Origin of the sequence: Prosthecomicrobium pneumaticum, assembly GCF_014199915.1 — a bacterium.
In the GTDB taxonomy this organism is placed as follows: domain Bacteria; phylum Pseudomonadota; class Alphaproteobacteria; order Rhizobiales; family Kaistiaceae; genus Prosthecomicrobium; species Prosthecomicrobium pneumaticum.
In genome coordinates this window covers 37,991-52,122 of record NZ_JACHOO010000010.1, presented here as the reverse complement: position 1 = coordinate 52,122, position 14,132 = coordinate 37,991, and the positions used below count along the sequence as shown (strand labels likewise).

15 protein-coding genes and 1 pseudogene are annotated in these 14,132 nt (G+C 70.3%); 4 read left to right on the top strand and 12 right to left on the bottom strand.

Features of this window, described 5'->3' with window-relative positions; all coding sequences use genetic code 11:
• Window positions 1-588 precede the first annotated feature (588 nt).
• The 6 genes and pseudogenes from GGQ63_RS22435 to GGQ63_RS19065 form a co-directional block, all read right to left on the bottom strand.
• A pseudogene (locus GGQ63_RS22435) lies at window positions 589-841 on the bottom strand (MerR family transcriptional regulator); the annotation flags it as partial.
• A 49-nt stretch (window positions 842-890) separates the two neighbouring features.
• Window positions 891-1,217: an integration host factor subunit alpha gene (locus GGQ63_RS19085; protein WP_183858208.1), complete on the bottom strand. Its 327-nt coding sequence runs from the start codon at window positions 1,215-1,217 to the stop codon at window positions 891-893.
• Window positions 1,218-1,355: 138 nt separating this feature from the next.
• Window positions 1,356-2,333 carry a beta-ketoacyl-ACP synthase 3 gene (locus tag GGQ63_RS19080; protein ID WP_183858207.1) on the bottom strand — a complete coding sequence of 326 codons (978 nt, stop codon included), beginning with the start codon at window positions 2,331-2,333 and terminating at the stop codon, window positions 1,356-1,358.
• Window positions 2,330-3,418: a phosphate acyltransferase PlsX gene (gene plsX / locus GGQ63_RS19075; RefSeq protein ID WP_183858206.1), complete on the bottom strand. Its 1,089-nt coding sequence runs from the start codon at window positions 3,416-3,418 to the stop codon at window positions 2,330-2,332. Before plsX ends, GGQ63_RS19080 begins: the two co-directional genes overlap by 4 nt.
• Window positions 3,419-3,521: 103 nt before the next feature.
• Entirely contained in the window at window positions 3,522-4,061 is a 540-nt protein-coding gene (locus GGQ63_RS19070; protein WP_183858205.1) for a DUF177 domain-containing protein, read from the bottom strand.
• Complete coding sequence (locus tag GGQ63_RS19065; protein WP_183858204.1) at window positions 4,058-4,621, bottom strand: ubiquinol-cytochrome C chaperone family protein; 564 nt, start codon at window positions 4,619-4,621, stop codon at window positions 4,058-4,060. The genes GGQ63_RS19070 and GGQ63_RS19065 overlap by 4 nt, the downstream gene beginning before the upstream one ends.
• A 172-nt stretch (window positions 4,622-4,793) precedes the next feature.
• On the opposite strand from GGQ63_RS19065, the gene GGQ63_RS19060 reads away from it, so the two are divergent.
• Complete coding sequence (locus GGQ63_RS19060) at window positions 4,794-5,306, top strand: outer membrane protein assembly factor BamE (protein ID WP_343061215.1); 513 nt, start codon at window positions 4,794-4,796, stop codon at window positions 5,304-5,306.
• 430 nt (window positions 5,307-5,736) lie between these two features.
• Here GGQ63_RS19060 and puuE read toward each other — a convergent pair whose 3' ends face one another.
• Together puuE and GGQ63_RS22270 are read right to left on the bottom strand one after the other, a co-directional pair.
• Window positions 5,737-6,651, bottom strand: coding sequence for an allantoinase PuuE (puuE, locus tag GGQ63_RS19055; protein WP_183858203.1), 915 nt, complete (start codon window positions 6,649-6,651; stop codon window positions 5,737-5,739).
• A gap of 95 nt (window positions 6,652-6,746) precedes the next feature.
• A complete protein-coding gene (locus GGQ63_RS22270) occupies window positions 6,747-6,881 on the bottom strand; it encodes a hypothetical protein (protein ID WP_281380232.1) in 135 nt (44 codons plus the stop codon).
• Window positions 6,882-7,042: 161 nt separating this feature from the next.
• On the opposite strand from GGQ63_RS22270, the gene GGQ63_RS19050 reads away from it, so the two are divergent.
• Window positions 7,043-7,237: a hypothetical protein gene (locus GGQ63_RS19050; RefSeq protein WP_183858202.1), complete on the top strand. Its 195-nt coding sequence runs from the start codon at window positions 7,043-7,045 to the stop codon at window positions 7,235-7,237.
• Here the strand turns inward: GGQ63_RS19050 and pssA are convergent.
• The 3 genes from pssA to GGQ63_RS19035 all read right to left on the bottom strand — a co-directional run bounded on the left by pssA (window position 7,234) and on the right by GGQ63_RS19035 (window position 9,213).
• On the bottom strand, window positions 7,234-8,088 hold the full coding sequence (gene pssA / locus GGQ63_RS19045) for a CDP-diacylglycerol--serine O-phosphatidyltransferase (protein ID WP_183858201.1): 855 nt from the start codon (window positions 8,086-8,088) through the stop codon (window positions 7,234-7,236). The two genes, GGQ63_RS19050 and pssA, sit on opposite strands and share 4 nt — an antisense overlap.
• Window positions 8,088-8,789: a phosphatidylserine decarboxylase gene (locus GGQ63_RS19040; protein WP_183858200.1), complete on the bottom strand. Its 702-nt coding sequence runs from the start codon at window positions 8,787-8,789 to the stop codon at window positions 8,088-8,090. Before GGQ63_RS19040 ends, pssA begins: the two co-directional genes overlap by 1 nt.
• A 97-nt stretch (window positions 8,790-8,886) precedes the next feature.
• Window positions 8,887-9,213 carry a YnfA family protein gene (locus GGQ63_RS19035; protein WP_183858199.1) on the bottom strand — a complete coding sequence of 109 codons (327 nt, stop codon included), beginning with the start codon at window positions 9,211-9,213 and terminating at the stop codon, window positions 8,887-8,889.
• Between the two features lie 111 nt (window positions 9,214-9,324).
• Between GGQ63_RS19035 and thiL the strand changes: the two genes are divergently transcribed.
• Window positions 9,325-10,317 (top strand): thiamine-phosphate kinase, encoded by a 993-nt coding sequence (gene thiL / locus GGQ63_RS19030; RefSeq protein ID WP_183858198.1) that lies wholly within the window; start codon window positions 9,325-9,327, stop codon window positions 10,315-10,317.
• Between the two features lie 37 nt (window positions 10,318-10,354).
• A complete protein-coding gene (locus tag GGQ63_RS19025; protein ID WP_343061214.1) occupies window positions 10,355-11,584 on the top strand; it encodes an MFS transporter in 1,230 nt (409 codons plus the stop codon).
• On the opposite strand, the gene GGQ63_RS19020 is transcribed toward GGQ63_RS19025, so the two are convergent.
• The gene (locus GGQ63_RS19020) at window positions 11,573-13,918 is read right to left on the bottom strand and encodes a tetratricopeptide repeat protein (protein ID WP_183858197.1); all 2,346 of its coding nucleotides are present in this window, start codon (window positions 13,916-13,918) and stop codon (window positions 11,573-11,575) included. The two genes, GGQ63_RS19025 and GGQ63_RS19020, sit on opposite strands and share 12 nt — an antisense overlap.
• Window positions 13,919-14,132 lie beyond the last annotated feature (214 nt).

Sequence of the window (14,132 nt, the reverse complement as noted above, 5' to 3'; positions counted from 1 at the left end):
GGCAGTCCGCAAAGGCGGCCTGTCAGCGCGCCTGATCGAGGATCCGCTTGCATTCCAGCAGATCGAACAGCGTCGTCTGGAGCTTGCGCAGATCGTCGCGGGAGAGCGTCGCAGCCGCTGGAGCCGCGGGATGACGCGACGAATCGCCCTCGGCGGGCTCGGCGCTTCGCGGGCGGATGCCGAGGGGAATCGGATCGTCGTCCTCCGCCGGCGCGTTGCCGCTGCGCCAGGCGGGCGGCGCACTCGGCTCGCCGCGCTGAGGCCGCGCTGCCGTGCCGACGATCGGCGGCGGCCGGAAGGCTTCGGCCGAGCGCTCAGGCTCGGCCGGCGCCGGCGGCAGCTTGAGCACGGTGGGTTCGCGGGGCGGCGGCGGAGCCGGTTCGGGCGCGCGCGGCGCCGCCTGCGGGGCGGGAGGACCGAAGACCGGCTCGCGCCGTTCGGGTCCGGCGCGCCGACGGCCGGACGCCGGAGCGTCCTCCTCGGCGGCCGCGGCCGCGATGTCCTCGTCGCCCTCATCCTCGTAATCCCCGGCATCGTCGAGCGCCGAGGCGGGTACCGGCGTGAAGGCCGCGCCCTGCCCTGCCGCGATCACCTGACGCGCGCCCTGCTCCTTCAGGATGCGCTGCACGCCCTTGATCGTATAGCCCTCGCCATAGAGCAGATGGCGGATGCCCTTCAGCAGTTCGACATCGTCGGGCCGATAGTAGCGGCGGCCACCGCCGCGCTTCATGGGCCGGATCTGCGAGAAGCGGGTTTCCCAGAAGCGGAGCACGTGTTGCGGCAGGTCGAGCTCTTCGGCGACCTCGCTGATCGTGCGGAATGCGTCAGGTCCCTTGGACACGAACGGCCTCGAGCATCCTCATCTGGCGAGCGCCGACGGCCGTCGGCTCTCAGTCATCGTCCTCGTCGCCGCCGTTCGGCACCAGTGAACCGTTGATCCGCTGCTTGAGGACATTGCTCGGCTTGAACACCATCACGCGCCGCGGCGCGATCGGCACTTCCTCACCGGTCTTGGGGTTGCGGCCGATCCGCTCGCCCTTCGCCCGCACGATGAAGGAACCGAAGCTCGACAGCTTGACCGGCTCCCCGCGGACGATGCAGTCGCTGATCTCCTGCAGCACCAGTTCCACGAGTTCGGCGGATTCCGTGCGGGAGAGCCCGACCTTCTGGTACACGGCCTCGCTCAGGTCGGCCCGCGTCACCGTCCTCCCCGACATGGACCGCACCCCGCTCCGTCTTTTGGAAAAGGCCTCTTGTGTCCAAGACCCTATTGCCTCGCCTGCGGACGGTCAACCGTCCGCGACACCCGGCGGAGCCGGAAAGCGACCGCTAAGCGGCCGGATTTTCAGAACTTTCTACCAGCGGACGAGGGCCGAACCCCAGGTGAAGCCGCCACCCATGGCATCGAGCAGGATGAGGTCGCCGCGGGCGATGCGGCCGTCCTTGACCGCCACGTCGAGAGCGAGCGGGATCGAGGCAGCAGAAGTGTTGCCGTGCCGGTCGACCGTCTTGACCACCTTCGCCTCGGCGATGCCGAGCTTCTGCGCGCTGCCGTCGATGATCCGCACATTTGCCTGATGCGGCACGAACCAGTCGATGTCGTCGGACGAATAGCCGGTGACGCGATAGGCATCCTCGACCACGTCGGTGATCATGCCGACCGCGTGGCGGAAGACCTCGCGGCCCTCCATGTGCACCTTGCCGACCCGCTCCGAGGAGGACGGTCCGCCGTCGACATAGAGCTTCTCGCGATGCCGGCCGTCGGAGCGCAGATGCGTCGTCAACACGCCGCGATCCTCGCGCGTGCCGGGTTGTGCCTCGCCGGCGAGCACGACGGCCGCGGCGCCGTCGCCGAACAGCACGCAGGTCGAGCGGTCGTTCCAGTCGAGGAGGCGCGAGAAGGTCTCGGCGCCGATCAACAGCACCCGCCGGGCGACGCCGGCCCGGATCATCGCGTCCGCCGTCGAGAGGCCATAGATAAAGCCGGAGCACACAGCCTGAATGTCGAAGGCGGCGCCGTGCGTCATGCCGAGCTTGCGCTGCACGGTGACGGCGGTGGACGGAAACGTGTCGTCCGGCGTTGTGGTCGCGACGACGATCAGGTCGATGTCGGCAACCGTCCGCCCCGCATCGGCGAGGGCGCGCTCGGCGGCGTGTACGGCAAGATCGGAGGTCAGTTCGCCCTCGGCGGCGATATGGCGCTCGCGGATGCCCGTCCGCTGGACGATCCAGTCGTCCGAGGTGTCCACCTTCTGCGCCAGTTCGGCATTCTTCAGGACACGCTCCGGCAGGTAGCTGCCGAGGCCTTCGACGACCGATCGGATGACGCTCACTTCACACCTGTCATGGACGATTCGGCATCCGCGGAAGGCTCGGCCGCCGCTGCGACGAAGCCGGCGCGGTGATACACGGCGAGGTCCTGCGCGATCTTGGCGAGCAGGCCGTTGCGGACCATCGAATAGCCGACCTCGACGGCATTCGCGAAACCCTCGCCGTCGGTGCCGCCATGGCTCTTGATGACGATGCCGTCGAGGCCGAGGAAGACGCCGCCGTTCGAGCGGCGCGGATCGAGCTTCTCGCGCAACTGCCGGAAGGCGCCGCGGGCGAACAGATAGCCGATCCGGGCGCTGAGGCTGCGCCCCATCGCGGCGCGCAGATAGCTCGAGATCTGCCGAGCGGTGCCCTCGGCCGTCTTCAGCGCGATATTGCCCGTAAAGCCTTCGGTGACGATCACGTCGGCAGTGCCCTTGCCGATGTCGTCGCCCTCCACGAAGCCGATATAGTCGAGCGACGTGAGGCCGGCCTCCTTGAGCAGCCGGCCGGCCGTCTTGATCTCGTCGAGACCCTTCACTTCCTCGACGCCGATGTTGAGAAGGCCGACGGTCGGCCGCTCGATGTCGAGCAGCGCACGCGCCATAGCGCCGCCCATCATGGCGAAGTCGATCAGTTGCTGCGCGTCCGCGCCGATCGTCGCGCCGATGTCGAGCACGACGCTCTCGCCGCGCATGGTCGGCCACAGGCCGGCGATCGCCGGACGCTCGATACCGGCGAGCGTCCGCAGGCAGAATTTCGACATCGCCATCAGCGCGCCGGTGTTGCCCGCCGAGACCGCGACATCCGCCTCGCGCTTCTTCACCGCCTCGATCGCCCGCCACATCGAAGAGACGCGCCGGCCGGAGCGCAGCGCCTGGCTCGGCTTGTCCTCCATGCGCACGGTGACGTCGCAATGGATGAAGGTGGAAGCCGCCGCGACCTTGGGAAAGCGCGCGAGGATCGGCCGGACGACGGGCTCTTCGCCGAAGATCAGGTAGCGAATGTCGGGCCGCCGTTCGAGCGCGATGCCGGCACCCGGCAGCACCATCTCGGCACCGAGATCCCCGCCCATGGCGTCGAGGGCGATCGTGACTGGCTGAGCCATCCCATTCCTGATTCGACGGCGCGCCGGAAGGCCCAGCGACAGAGTTGGTGGAAAATAGCGGTTTCGGCCGCCGACACAACGGGCGGCGATAGGGAATTCGCCGTCAGTCCTGCCCGGACCCGCCCCGCCGCAGGGCCGAGAGGGCCGCGAAGGGCGAATCCTCGGGCGCCTGGCCGGGTGGCTCGTCGTCGAAGACGGCGCCGGGGACGCGCGGATAGGGATCGAGCGCGAGCGACAGATGCTCGGCAACGAGCGCGCCGAGATCGAGCTGGCGACCGTCGAAGGGCTCGGGCGGATCCTCCTCCGAGAGCGTCACCTCGATCTCGACGCCCGGCTCGACCCGCGGCAGCACGCCCTCGGGCATGAAGGTCGCCTCGAAAGGCTCGTCGATCGTCTGGCCGACCGGATCGAGCGTGACGACGCAGGCCTGCACCGCCTCGGCGCGCAGCCGGCCCTCGACCTTCACGCCGACGCTGCGCCAGGGCTTGAGCCGGAGCTCCGCCTCGATTCGCGGCAGGCCGATGATGCCCCATTCCGCGGCGAGGGCGGCACGCTCCTCCTCGGAGGCGACGAGGCGCTCGACATGGCCGAGCGCCGGCAGGGCACCGACATCGAAGCGGCGGCTGAAGGGAGGACGACTCATGCGGTCGCCTCCGCCGCAGCGATCGCGGAGGTCGGCGCGGGAAAATCGAGCGCGCCGGCGGCGATCCGCTCGAAGCTCTGCTTCTCGATCGCCGCGGCGGCCGCCTCGACATAGCGGGCGAGCGGACCGACACCGGTCGCCCCGGCGAAGTCCGGCCAGACATTGCGCGCGAGCGCCGCCATCAGCGCCGTATGATCGCCGGCGGAGAGCGCCGCGTCATACGCATCGACCCGGCCGTAAAAGGATTCGCCCATCTTCTTCAGCTTCTTCGGAACGGAGAGGTCGCCGACGCCGAGTTCGCGCAGCGACCGGTCCATATCCTTCACGAACCGGTCGAAGACGAGCTGGCCGAGCCGGCGGCGCGGCGCCTCCTCGCCCTTCAGGCGGTGGAACAGCAGGAAGGTGTGCAGCACGACCATGTCGAACCGCCCATCGATCGTGTCGGGCACGCCGAAATCGGCATAGAGCGCCGGCTGGCGCGCCTGCGCCACGATGGCGCCGTAAAGCCCGTCTGCTATCGCAGCCTCGCGACGGGCGCGGCCGAACAGCCGGTTGAGCATGACTGACCCTCCGGGGGAGACATGGCGTCGGCGAAGGGGCGTCGCAAGGGGGAAGCCTCGGAGCGGGGGCGCCTTCGCCGGGCCGGAACGTTGCAAGGAGCCCTAGCGCAGGCTAGGGAGGTGCACAAGCGGCGGCCCGCCAAGGCGGACGGAAGCGAAGATGGAGCACGGCGTGAGGACGAGCGTGATGGGCAAGGCAGGGTTTCGGCGCGGCCCGGGGCTCGCCGCCCTTCTGATCGCGGGGGTGGCGCTGTCGGGCTGCTCGTCGATGGGCCTCGACAGCAAGGACGCGCTCGGCGGCATCAGCGAGACCTATCAGAGCGGCTATGTCCCGCCGCCGATGGCGCTCGAACAGATTCCGGTCGGATCGAGCCGCGATCAGGTGCTGATCGCGCTCGGCACGCCGTCGACCACGGCGCAGTACGGCGGCGAGGTGTTCTACTATATCAGCCAGACCCGCCGCCGCGCCGCCCGCTTCATGCGGCCCGAAGTGGTCGACCAGCGCATCATCGCGGTCTATTTCGATCAGAAGCAGACGGTCGAGCGGGTCGCGCATTATGGCCTGCAGGACGGCAAGGTGTTCGACTTCGTCACCCGCACGACCCCGACCGGCGGCTCGGACCTCACCTTCCTGCAGCAGGTGCTGTCCGGCGGCACGACCTTCGGCAACCCGTTCGGCACCTGATCCGCGTCAGCGGCCCCGCACGGTGCGGGACCGCTTTTCGCCTCTGCACGGTCGGTAAAGCGCCGGTCTAGCCCAGGCGACAGGGTTCCATGGCCGAGCACCCGTCACCCCGGCCTCCGTGCCGGGGTCCATCATCGGGGACGCCGGGCGACGACACCGCGCCCTCGCCCTCCACACAGCCGTCGTCCCGGGGAGGCGTAGCCGAGACCCCGGACCCATCGCGCAGGGCGCGGGCCGGGTCCTATTGAAGCGACCCGCGGAGAGGCTTGATGGTCCCCGCTTTCGCCGGGATGACAGATGGGAAGGACCGGACCCAGAATTCCGACCGTCACGATTATGGAGGCCGGCATGACGGGTGGGGAGCCGCATCCGCCATGTCGGACGGCCCCATGGCTGCTCAGGCCTTCGCAATGGGATAGGCCGGGCCGCGTCACCCCATCTTGTGCTCCGCGTGCCAGTGGCGGGCGATGTCGATGCGGCGGGGGATCCAGACGCGCTCCTTCGACAGCACGTAGTCGAGGAACTTCGCGAGGCCGAGCGCACGGTTCGGCCGACCGACGAGGCGGCAGTGGAGGCCGATCGACATCATCCTCGGCGCGCCGGACTTCCCCTCCTCGTAGAGATAGTCGAAGCCGTCCTTCAGATACTGGAAGAAGTGCTCGCCCGTGTTGAAGCCCTGCGGCGTCGCGAAGCGCATGTCGTTGGCGTCGAGCGTATAGGGGATGATCAGGAAGGGGCCGTGCGGACCCTTGATCCAGTAGGGTAGGTCATCGGCGTAGGCGTCGGAGGAGTAGAGGAAACCGCCCTCTTCCGCAGTCAGCGCGATGGTGTTGATCGAAGAACGGCCCGTATACCAGCCGAGCGGCCGTTCACCGGTCACGGCGGTGTGGATGCGGATCGCCTCCACCATGTCGCGGCGCTCCGCTTCGGGCGCATATTCGCGGTAGTCGATCCATTTGAGCCCGTGGCTGGCGATCTCCCAGTCGGCATCGAGCATCGCCGCGACGACATCAGGGTTGCGCTCCATCGCGGTCGCGACGCCATAGACGGTGACGGGCACACGGCGCTCGGTGAACATCCGCCACAGTCGCCAGAACCCGGCGCGGCTGCCATATTCGTAGATCGATTCCATGTTGGCGTGGCGCAGTCCCGGCCAGGGTTGCGCGCCGACGATCTCGGAGAGGAACGCCTCCGACGCCGCATCGCCGTGCAGGATGTTGTTCTCGCCACCTTCCTCGTAGTTCACAACGAACTGCAGCGCGACACGCGCATCGCCCGGCCATTTCGGATCGGGCGCGGTTCGGCCATAGCCGAGCATGTCGCGGGGATAGGCGGAAGCGGTCATCGGCGTTCTCCGGCAGGTCTGCTGGGAACGCAATCGATCAGAGCGGCCGCGCCGGGGTCAAGCGGCTCGTCACCGGCACCGCGCGGCGGGGACGTTCAGTCGCGGACAGGCCGCCGCTCGCGAACGCGCACGGGAATCGGCTGCAGCGCCGGCTGCGGCGCGAACACCTCGCCCACCGCCTCGGCGAGCTTGCGGAACCAGTCGGACAGGGCGGAAAGCGAGCGGACCATGCTTCACCTCGAACCGGGAGGGGACGAGAACTCAAACGCCAATATGGCCATCCTGTTCCCCAATCCAACCCCTTGCGGCTTTACGGGGAGTTAACCTTCCGGCGCAACACTGTTAACGCCGCCTCAACGACGGGGCTGCAATCTTCGGAACGGAGCATGTCATGGCAGTCGGTCAATTGCCGTCGAGCGGGCACGAGATGACGGCGGACGATCCGCGCTTCGCGGCCGCGCTCGATCTCCAGATCGCGCAGATGCGCCGTCTTCTGGAACTGATGGCGCCCGCCTCCGGCGTCGACGCGCTGCGGTCGCTGCGCGAGACGCTGCCCGAGCAGCGCGCCCAGGCGTTCGCCCGCTAATCCCGCCCTTCGGCGGCTTCGCGGGCGCCGGCGCGCGCCAGCACCGCCGCCTCGTGCGCCGCCGAGAGGCGGCGTGCCGTCCGCCAGCCGATCGGCAGGGCGGCGACATAGAGGAGCGCGACGCCGGTCAGCACCTCGAAGGGGTAGCTGAGGAGAAGCGCGGTGAGCACGACCGCGGCGAGAAGAAGCGGCAGCACGAGTTCGCGCGCCACCCGGGCGCCGAGCTTCTTGCCCGAAAAGGTCGGCACCCGGCTGACCATCAGAAGCCCGATCGCCACCGTGTAGACGAGGACGACCGGCGCCGTCCAAGGGCCGTGCGGAACCCCGATCTGCTCGAGATAAACCGGCAGCAAGACGATCAGCGCGCCCGCTGGCGCCGGAACGCCGACGAAGAAATTCGCCTGCCAGGCCGGCTTGTCGGGATTGTCGAGCGCGACATTGAAGCGGGCGAGCCGGAGCGCCGCGCAGATCGCGAAGACGAGCGCCGCGATCCAGCCGAGCGAGCGCGTCTCGTCGAGCGCCCAGACGAAGAGAAGCAGCGCCGGCGCGACGCCGAAATTGACGAAATCGGTGAGCGAATCGAGTTCCGCGCCGAACCGCGAGGTCGAGCGGAGCAAGCGGGCGATGCGCCCGTCTATGCCGTCGAGCACAGCGGCAATGACGATCGCCGTGATGGCGAGCGGAAAGCGGCCCTCGATCGTCATGCGCAGCGCCGTCAGGCCGGCGCAGAGCGCCAGCAGCGTGACGAGATTGGGCAGGATCAGCCGGATCGGGATCTGGCGGAGCTGCTTCACCCGCGGATGGCGGGCCGGCTTCTCGTCCGGATCGAAGGGCGGAAAGAGCGGTTCCATCAATCGACCCGCACGACCGGCTCGGGCACGCCGCCGCCGAACCGGGCGATCACCGTTTCACCCGCGACGGCGGTCTGGCCGATCGCCACCTGCGGCACCGCCCCCTCCGGCAGATAGACGTCGAGCCGCGATCCGAAGCGGATCAGGCCGAAGCGCTCGCCCGGAGCGAGCAGCGCGCCTTCCTGCGTGAAGCAGACGATGCGGCGGGCGACGAGGCCGGCGATCTGGACGACACCGACCGGCCCGCGCTCGGTCTGGAAGACCAGCCCGTTGCGCTCATTGTCCTCGCTCGCCTTGTCGAGATCGGCGTTCACGAACTTGCCCGGGCGGTAGGCGATGCGCATCACCCGGCCGGCCACCGGCGCACGATTCACATGACAGTTGAAGACGTTCATGAACACGGAGACGCGAATGCGCGGCAGCGGCCCGAGTTCCAGCTCGCGCGGCGGCACGGCCGGGCCGACGAAGGAGACCCGGCCGTCGGCCGGGCTGACGACGAGGCCCGGATCGACCGGCGTGACGCGCTTCGGGTCGCGGAAGAAGAAGGTGCACCAGCCGGTCAGGATCAGGCCGACCCAGAACAGCGGCGCCCACAGCCAGCCGATGAACAGCGTGACGAAAACGAAGATCGCGATGAACGGGTAGCCTTCCCGATGGATCGGCACCAGGGAGTCGCGGATCGATTTCAGGACGGATTCCATTCCGGTTCCTTCGGCGGTTCACCCCTCGTTCGCCTTAAGATCACGGAACGGCGGGGATGTGAAGCGTTCGGCGGTCGCAGCCCGTCGATGGCGGGGCTCAGGCGGCGCGCGGCGCGAGGAGAATGAGCGCCGCGCCGCCGAGGCAGAGCGCCGCCCCGGCCAAATCCCAGCGGTCGGGGCGGAGCCCCTCCGCCGCCCAAAGCCAGACGAGCGAAGCGGCGATATAGACCCCGCCATAGGCGGCATAGGCCCGGCCCGCGGCCGCGCTGTCGACCTGGGTGAGCAGGATGGCGAAGAGCGCGAGGGCGGCGAGGCCGGGCGCCAGCCAGAGCGCGGAGGCGCCGTCTCGCAGCCACGCCCAGAACGCGAAACAGCCGCCGATCTCGGCGAAGGCCGCCGCGACATAGACGAATCCGGTCTTCATGCGATCCCTCCCGCCCGGCGATCCTGCACCGGAACGGACGGTCGGGATACCGGCCGGCTATCGGCGGCGGCGGCACCCGCCTATGGTAGCGCGGCGGATTCGGGAGGCGACATGGCGGAAAAAGGAGCGCGGCCGGGTGAATTCGGCCTGATCGAGCGCTGGTTCCGGCCGCTCGCGACCGACGCCGCGGCTTTCGGGCTGATCGACGACGCAGCGGCTCTCACGCCGCCGCCCGGCCACGACCTCGTGCTGACCAAGGACATGGTGGTCGCGGGGGTGCATTTCTTCGCCGACGACCCGCCCGCCGCGATCGCCCGCAAGGCGCTGCGGGTCAACCTCTCCGACCTCGCGGCGAAGGGCGCCCGGCCGCTCGGCTATCTGATGGGTCTCGCTCTGCCGGGCGACTGGACGGCGGATTTCCTCGACGGCTTCGCCGAAGGCCTGGCCGGCGATCAGGCGGCCTTCGGCATCGGCCTCTTCGGCGGCGACACGGTGCGCGCCTCGGGCGGGCTCACCATCTCGATCACGGCGATCGGCGCGGTGCCACAGGGGCGCACCGTGCGACGGCGCGGCGCGCGGCCCGGCGACCTCGTCACCGTCTCCGGCACGATCGGCGACGCCGCGCTCGGCCTTCGGCTGCGGCTCGGCACGCTCGACGGCCGGCCGGCCGGCGAAGCGGCGGCGGATCTGCTCGACCGCTATCTGCACCCGCAGCCGCGCACCGCGCTCGCCGACGCCGTGCGCGACCATGCGACCGCCTCGCTCGACGTCTCGGACGGGCTCGTCGGCGATCTCGGCCATGTCTGCCGCGCCTCCGGCGTCACCGCGCGGATCGAGGCGGCGGCGGTGCCGCTCAGCCCCGCCGCGGCGGCGCTCGCGGCGGCGGATGAGAGCGCGCTCGCCAGCATCCTCACCGGCGGCGATGATTACGAAATCCTCGCCACTATGCCCGAAGCAGATTATCCCGCCTATGCCCGCGCCGCATCGGCGGCCGGCGTCCCCGTGACCGTGATCGGCCGCATCGAGGCCGGCGCGGCGCCGCCCGTCGTGCTCGACCGGTCCGGCCGACCGATCGCCCTCCCCGGTTCGCACGACCATTTCTGAACCCCGCGCCGCGCGCCGCGGCAAGGAGCCTTCGAGCGTGACCGCTCTCGACGCCAACGACCGCCTCGCCCGCCGCAACGCCGCGGTGCTCACCGCCGCGACCGCCTTCAACGGCTCTGTCATGCCGATCGCGATGACGATCGGCGGGCTCGCCGGGCTCTATCTGATGGCCGGCGAAGCCTCGCTCGCCACCGCCCCGGTCACCGCCGCGCAGGTGGGCGCCGCGCTCGGCGCCGTGCCGGCGGCCGCGCTGATGCGTCGGGCGGGCCGGCGCATCGGCTTCATGGCCGGCGCCGCGATCGCCATGATCGGCTGTCTCCTCGCCGCCTTCGGCCTGCTCCAGGGCACCTTCCTGCTGCTCGTCCTCGGCATGACGGGCGCCGGCGCGGCGAACGCCTTCATCGCGCAGTATCGATTCGCCGCCGCCGATGTCGGCAGCCCGGCGCAGCGGACGAAGGCGATCTCCTGGGTGATGGCCGGCGGCGTCGCCTCCGCCGTGATCGGGCCGCAGGCGGTGATCCTGACGCGCGACTGGTTCGCGCCGATCCCGTTCGTGGGCGCCTTCCTCGCGGGCGCCGCGCTCGCCTTCGTCGGCATCTTCGTCGTCGGGCTGCTGCGCGCCCCGGCACCCGTCACGCCGTCCGCCGCAGAGGCTGCAGCCGCCCAGCCGGCGCGGCCGCTCGCAGCGATCGTGCGGCAGCCGGTCTTCGTCGTGTCCGTCGCCTGCGCCGTCGCGTCCTATGCTCTGATGAGCCTCGTCATGACGGCCGCGCCGCTCGCCATGGTCGGCTGCGGCATCGATCAGGACACGGCCGTGCTCGGCATCCAGTGGCACGTGATCGCGATGTTCGCGCCGAGCTTCGTGACGGGCAAGCTGATCCTGCGCTTCGGCAAGCAGGCTGTGGTGGCGGCCGGCCTCGCCCTTCTCGCGGGCTCGGCGCTGGTCTCGCTCGCCGGGCTCAGCGTCGCCCATTTCTGGCTCGGCCTGATCCTGCTCGGCATCGGCTGGAATTTCGGCTTCGTCGGCGCCACCGCGATGCTGACGGAGACCTATCGGCCGAGCGAGAAGAGCCGCGTCCAGGGACTCAACGACCTGATCGTCTTCGGCTCCGTCGCACTCGCCTCGTTCTCCTCCGGCCGGCTGATCGACACGGCCGGCTGGACGACGATCAACATCATCGTTCTGCCGATCGTCGTCGCCTGTTTCGCCGCGCTCCTCTGGGGCTGGACGGCGCTCGGCAGGCGCCCGGGCAGCTCAGCGGGGTGAGAGCGGCGGCAGGCCGAGACCGCCCCAGGCGAAGACGCCGAGATCGAACTGCGCGGCCTCCTCGGCGACCAGCGGCAGTGCAGCGCGAATATCCCCGGCGAGCAGAAGCGCCGCGATCAGACGGCGGCGCGCCCCGCCATTGAGGGGCTCGAGCGACAGCACCGCCGTGAAATCCAGGCGCGCCGTCACGACATCGCCCCGCCGCAGGGCGAGCGCACCCTGGTTGAAATAGGCCTGACTCCATTGCGGCGCGCGCTCGATCGCCCGGCCGTAGTCGGCCATCGCCTCGTCGAAGCGGCCGAGCTTCTCGAGCGTGTAGCCGCGCGCATTGTAGGCATCGGCATCCCCGGCGAACCCGTCCGGCCCTTCGAGCGCCAGCGCCGCATCGAGATCGGCGAGCGCCGCCTCGAAGCGGCCGAGATTGGCATAGCCGCGCCCCCGTGCGGCGCGTGGCACCGGATCGTCGGGCGCCATCGCCACCAGTGCATCGTAATCCTCGACCGCCTCGGCGAACCGGCCCGCTTCCATCCGGAGCCGGGCGCGTATGCCCTGCACATAGCTGTGGTCGGGCGCGAGGTCGACGCCGCGATCGCAATCCTCGAGATCGTAGCGGCCGGTCAGCAGGACACGCAGATTGCACCGGCCGGCATAGGCAAAGCCGTTGTTCGGGTCGGTCTCGATGGCGCGCTCGAATGCGGCCGCGGCGGCATCGAGATAGCCCGCCTGCATGCGCAGCACACCGAGCTGGCCCCAGGCGAAGGACTGCGCCGGATCGATCGCTACGGCGGCCATGCAATCCGCGATCGCGCCGTCGGGATCGCCCGTCAAACCCCTCTTCTCGCAGCGGAAGCCGAGCACCTCCGCGTCGGCGGGATGCGCCGCGAGGAGCGTGTCGTAATCGGCCCGCTCGCCGTCGTAATCGCCGAGAAAGGCGCGCGCCCGCGCCCGGTAGAGCAGCGCGTCGCGATGGCTCGGGTCGATCGCGATCGCCCGGTCGAAATCCCTTCTGGCTTCCTCGAGCCGGCCGCGGTCGGCGAGCAGATAGCCCCGCTCGACATAGAGCGCCGGATCGTCCGGGGCGAGCCGGAGCGCCTGGCCGAAGGCGGCGAGCGCCTCGTCGACATCGCCGCTCCGCGCGGCGAGCAGGGCGCGCCGGCGGAAGCGCAGGGCCGAAGAGGGGTCGAGCCGGATGGCCGCGTCGACGGCGGCGCGAGCCGCCGCGAGATTGCCGCGCCCCTCCTCGATTTCGGCCCGGAAATCGTCATGGGTCGGATCGTCGGGCCGGGCGGCGCGCGCACCGTCGAGCGCGGCGAGCGCCTCCTCGGCGTGCCCGGCCTGCAGATGGATCATCGCCATATTGGAGAAGGCGCCATCGAGCGTCGGGTCGAGTTCGAGCGCCTTGCGGTAGTCGGCGAGCGCCCCTTCGGCGTCGCCCGTCCTCTGCCGGCTGACGCCACGCCCGGCCCAGGCGAGCGCATCGGCCGGATCGAGCGCGACGGAGCGCTCGAGATCGGGGAGCGCCTCGGCGGAGTCGCCCAGCGCGCCCACCGCCGTGCCGCGCAACCGCAGCGCCAGCGCGAAATCGGGACGCAGGCGCAGCGCCTCGTCGGCGCGCCTCCGTGCCTCCTCCCAATCCTCGCGCCACGTCGCGACCGCCGCGATCGCGACGAGCGCATCGGCCCGGTGCGGCCCCTCGACCGCGAGCGCGCGGCGATAGGCGGCATCGGCGCTGCCGAGCATCGCGCGGTCGCGATAGACATCGCCCATGACGAGGCGCGCGATCGGATCGGCGGGATCGCGGCGGAGCACGGCCCGCACCTGGGCGAGCGCCTCCGGCGCGCGGCCCATCATGCGCAGCGTCTCCGCCCGGTTCCGCTCGAGTTCCGCGGTGCCCGGATCGAAGCGGAGCGCGATGTCGAGATCGTCGAGCGCCGCGTCATAGCGGCCGAGGCGGTAGTGGACATTCGCCCGCATCGCATAGGCGAAGCCGCGATCCGGATCGAGCTGCAGGGAACGGTCGTAATCGGCGAGCGCCCGGTCCAAATCCCCGAGCTGTTCATAGGCTCCGGCGCGCATGAGATAGGCGTCGGCATCCCTGGGATCGCGAGCGATCGCTTCATTCGCGTCGGCGAGCGCGGCCGCGGCCGGCGGCGGATCGGGCGGGATCGGGCGTACGCCGGCGGCGAACCCGGCCGACGGCACCTCGATGCAAGGCGTATCGCCACCCGACGGCGCGCAGCGCTGCGGCCCCGGGGCGGCGGCGGCCGTGCCGAGCAGGGACGCCGCGAAAAGGACGATCGCCGCGCCGGCCGAGAGGAAGCCGACCGAGCCCATCCGCGAAGCCCCCCTCCGGCAACCCTGAGACGCCATCGCCGACGATGCTAGCGGATCGCTCATCCCCGGAAAAGCCCGGAAAAACAGCGGGTTCCTGCCGCGTGAACGCGCTTGACCGGGGCTCCGCCCGCTCTCTACCTTCATGACGGGAAAAGCGCATGGAGGAGCAGGCGCTTTTCCCGTTGCACGGGGGTTCGGCCGGTGTCGACGGCGC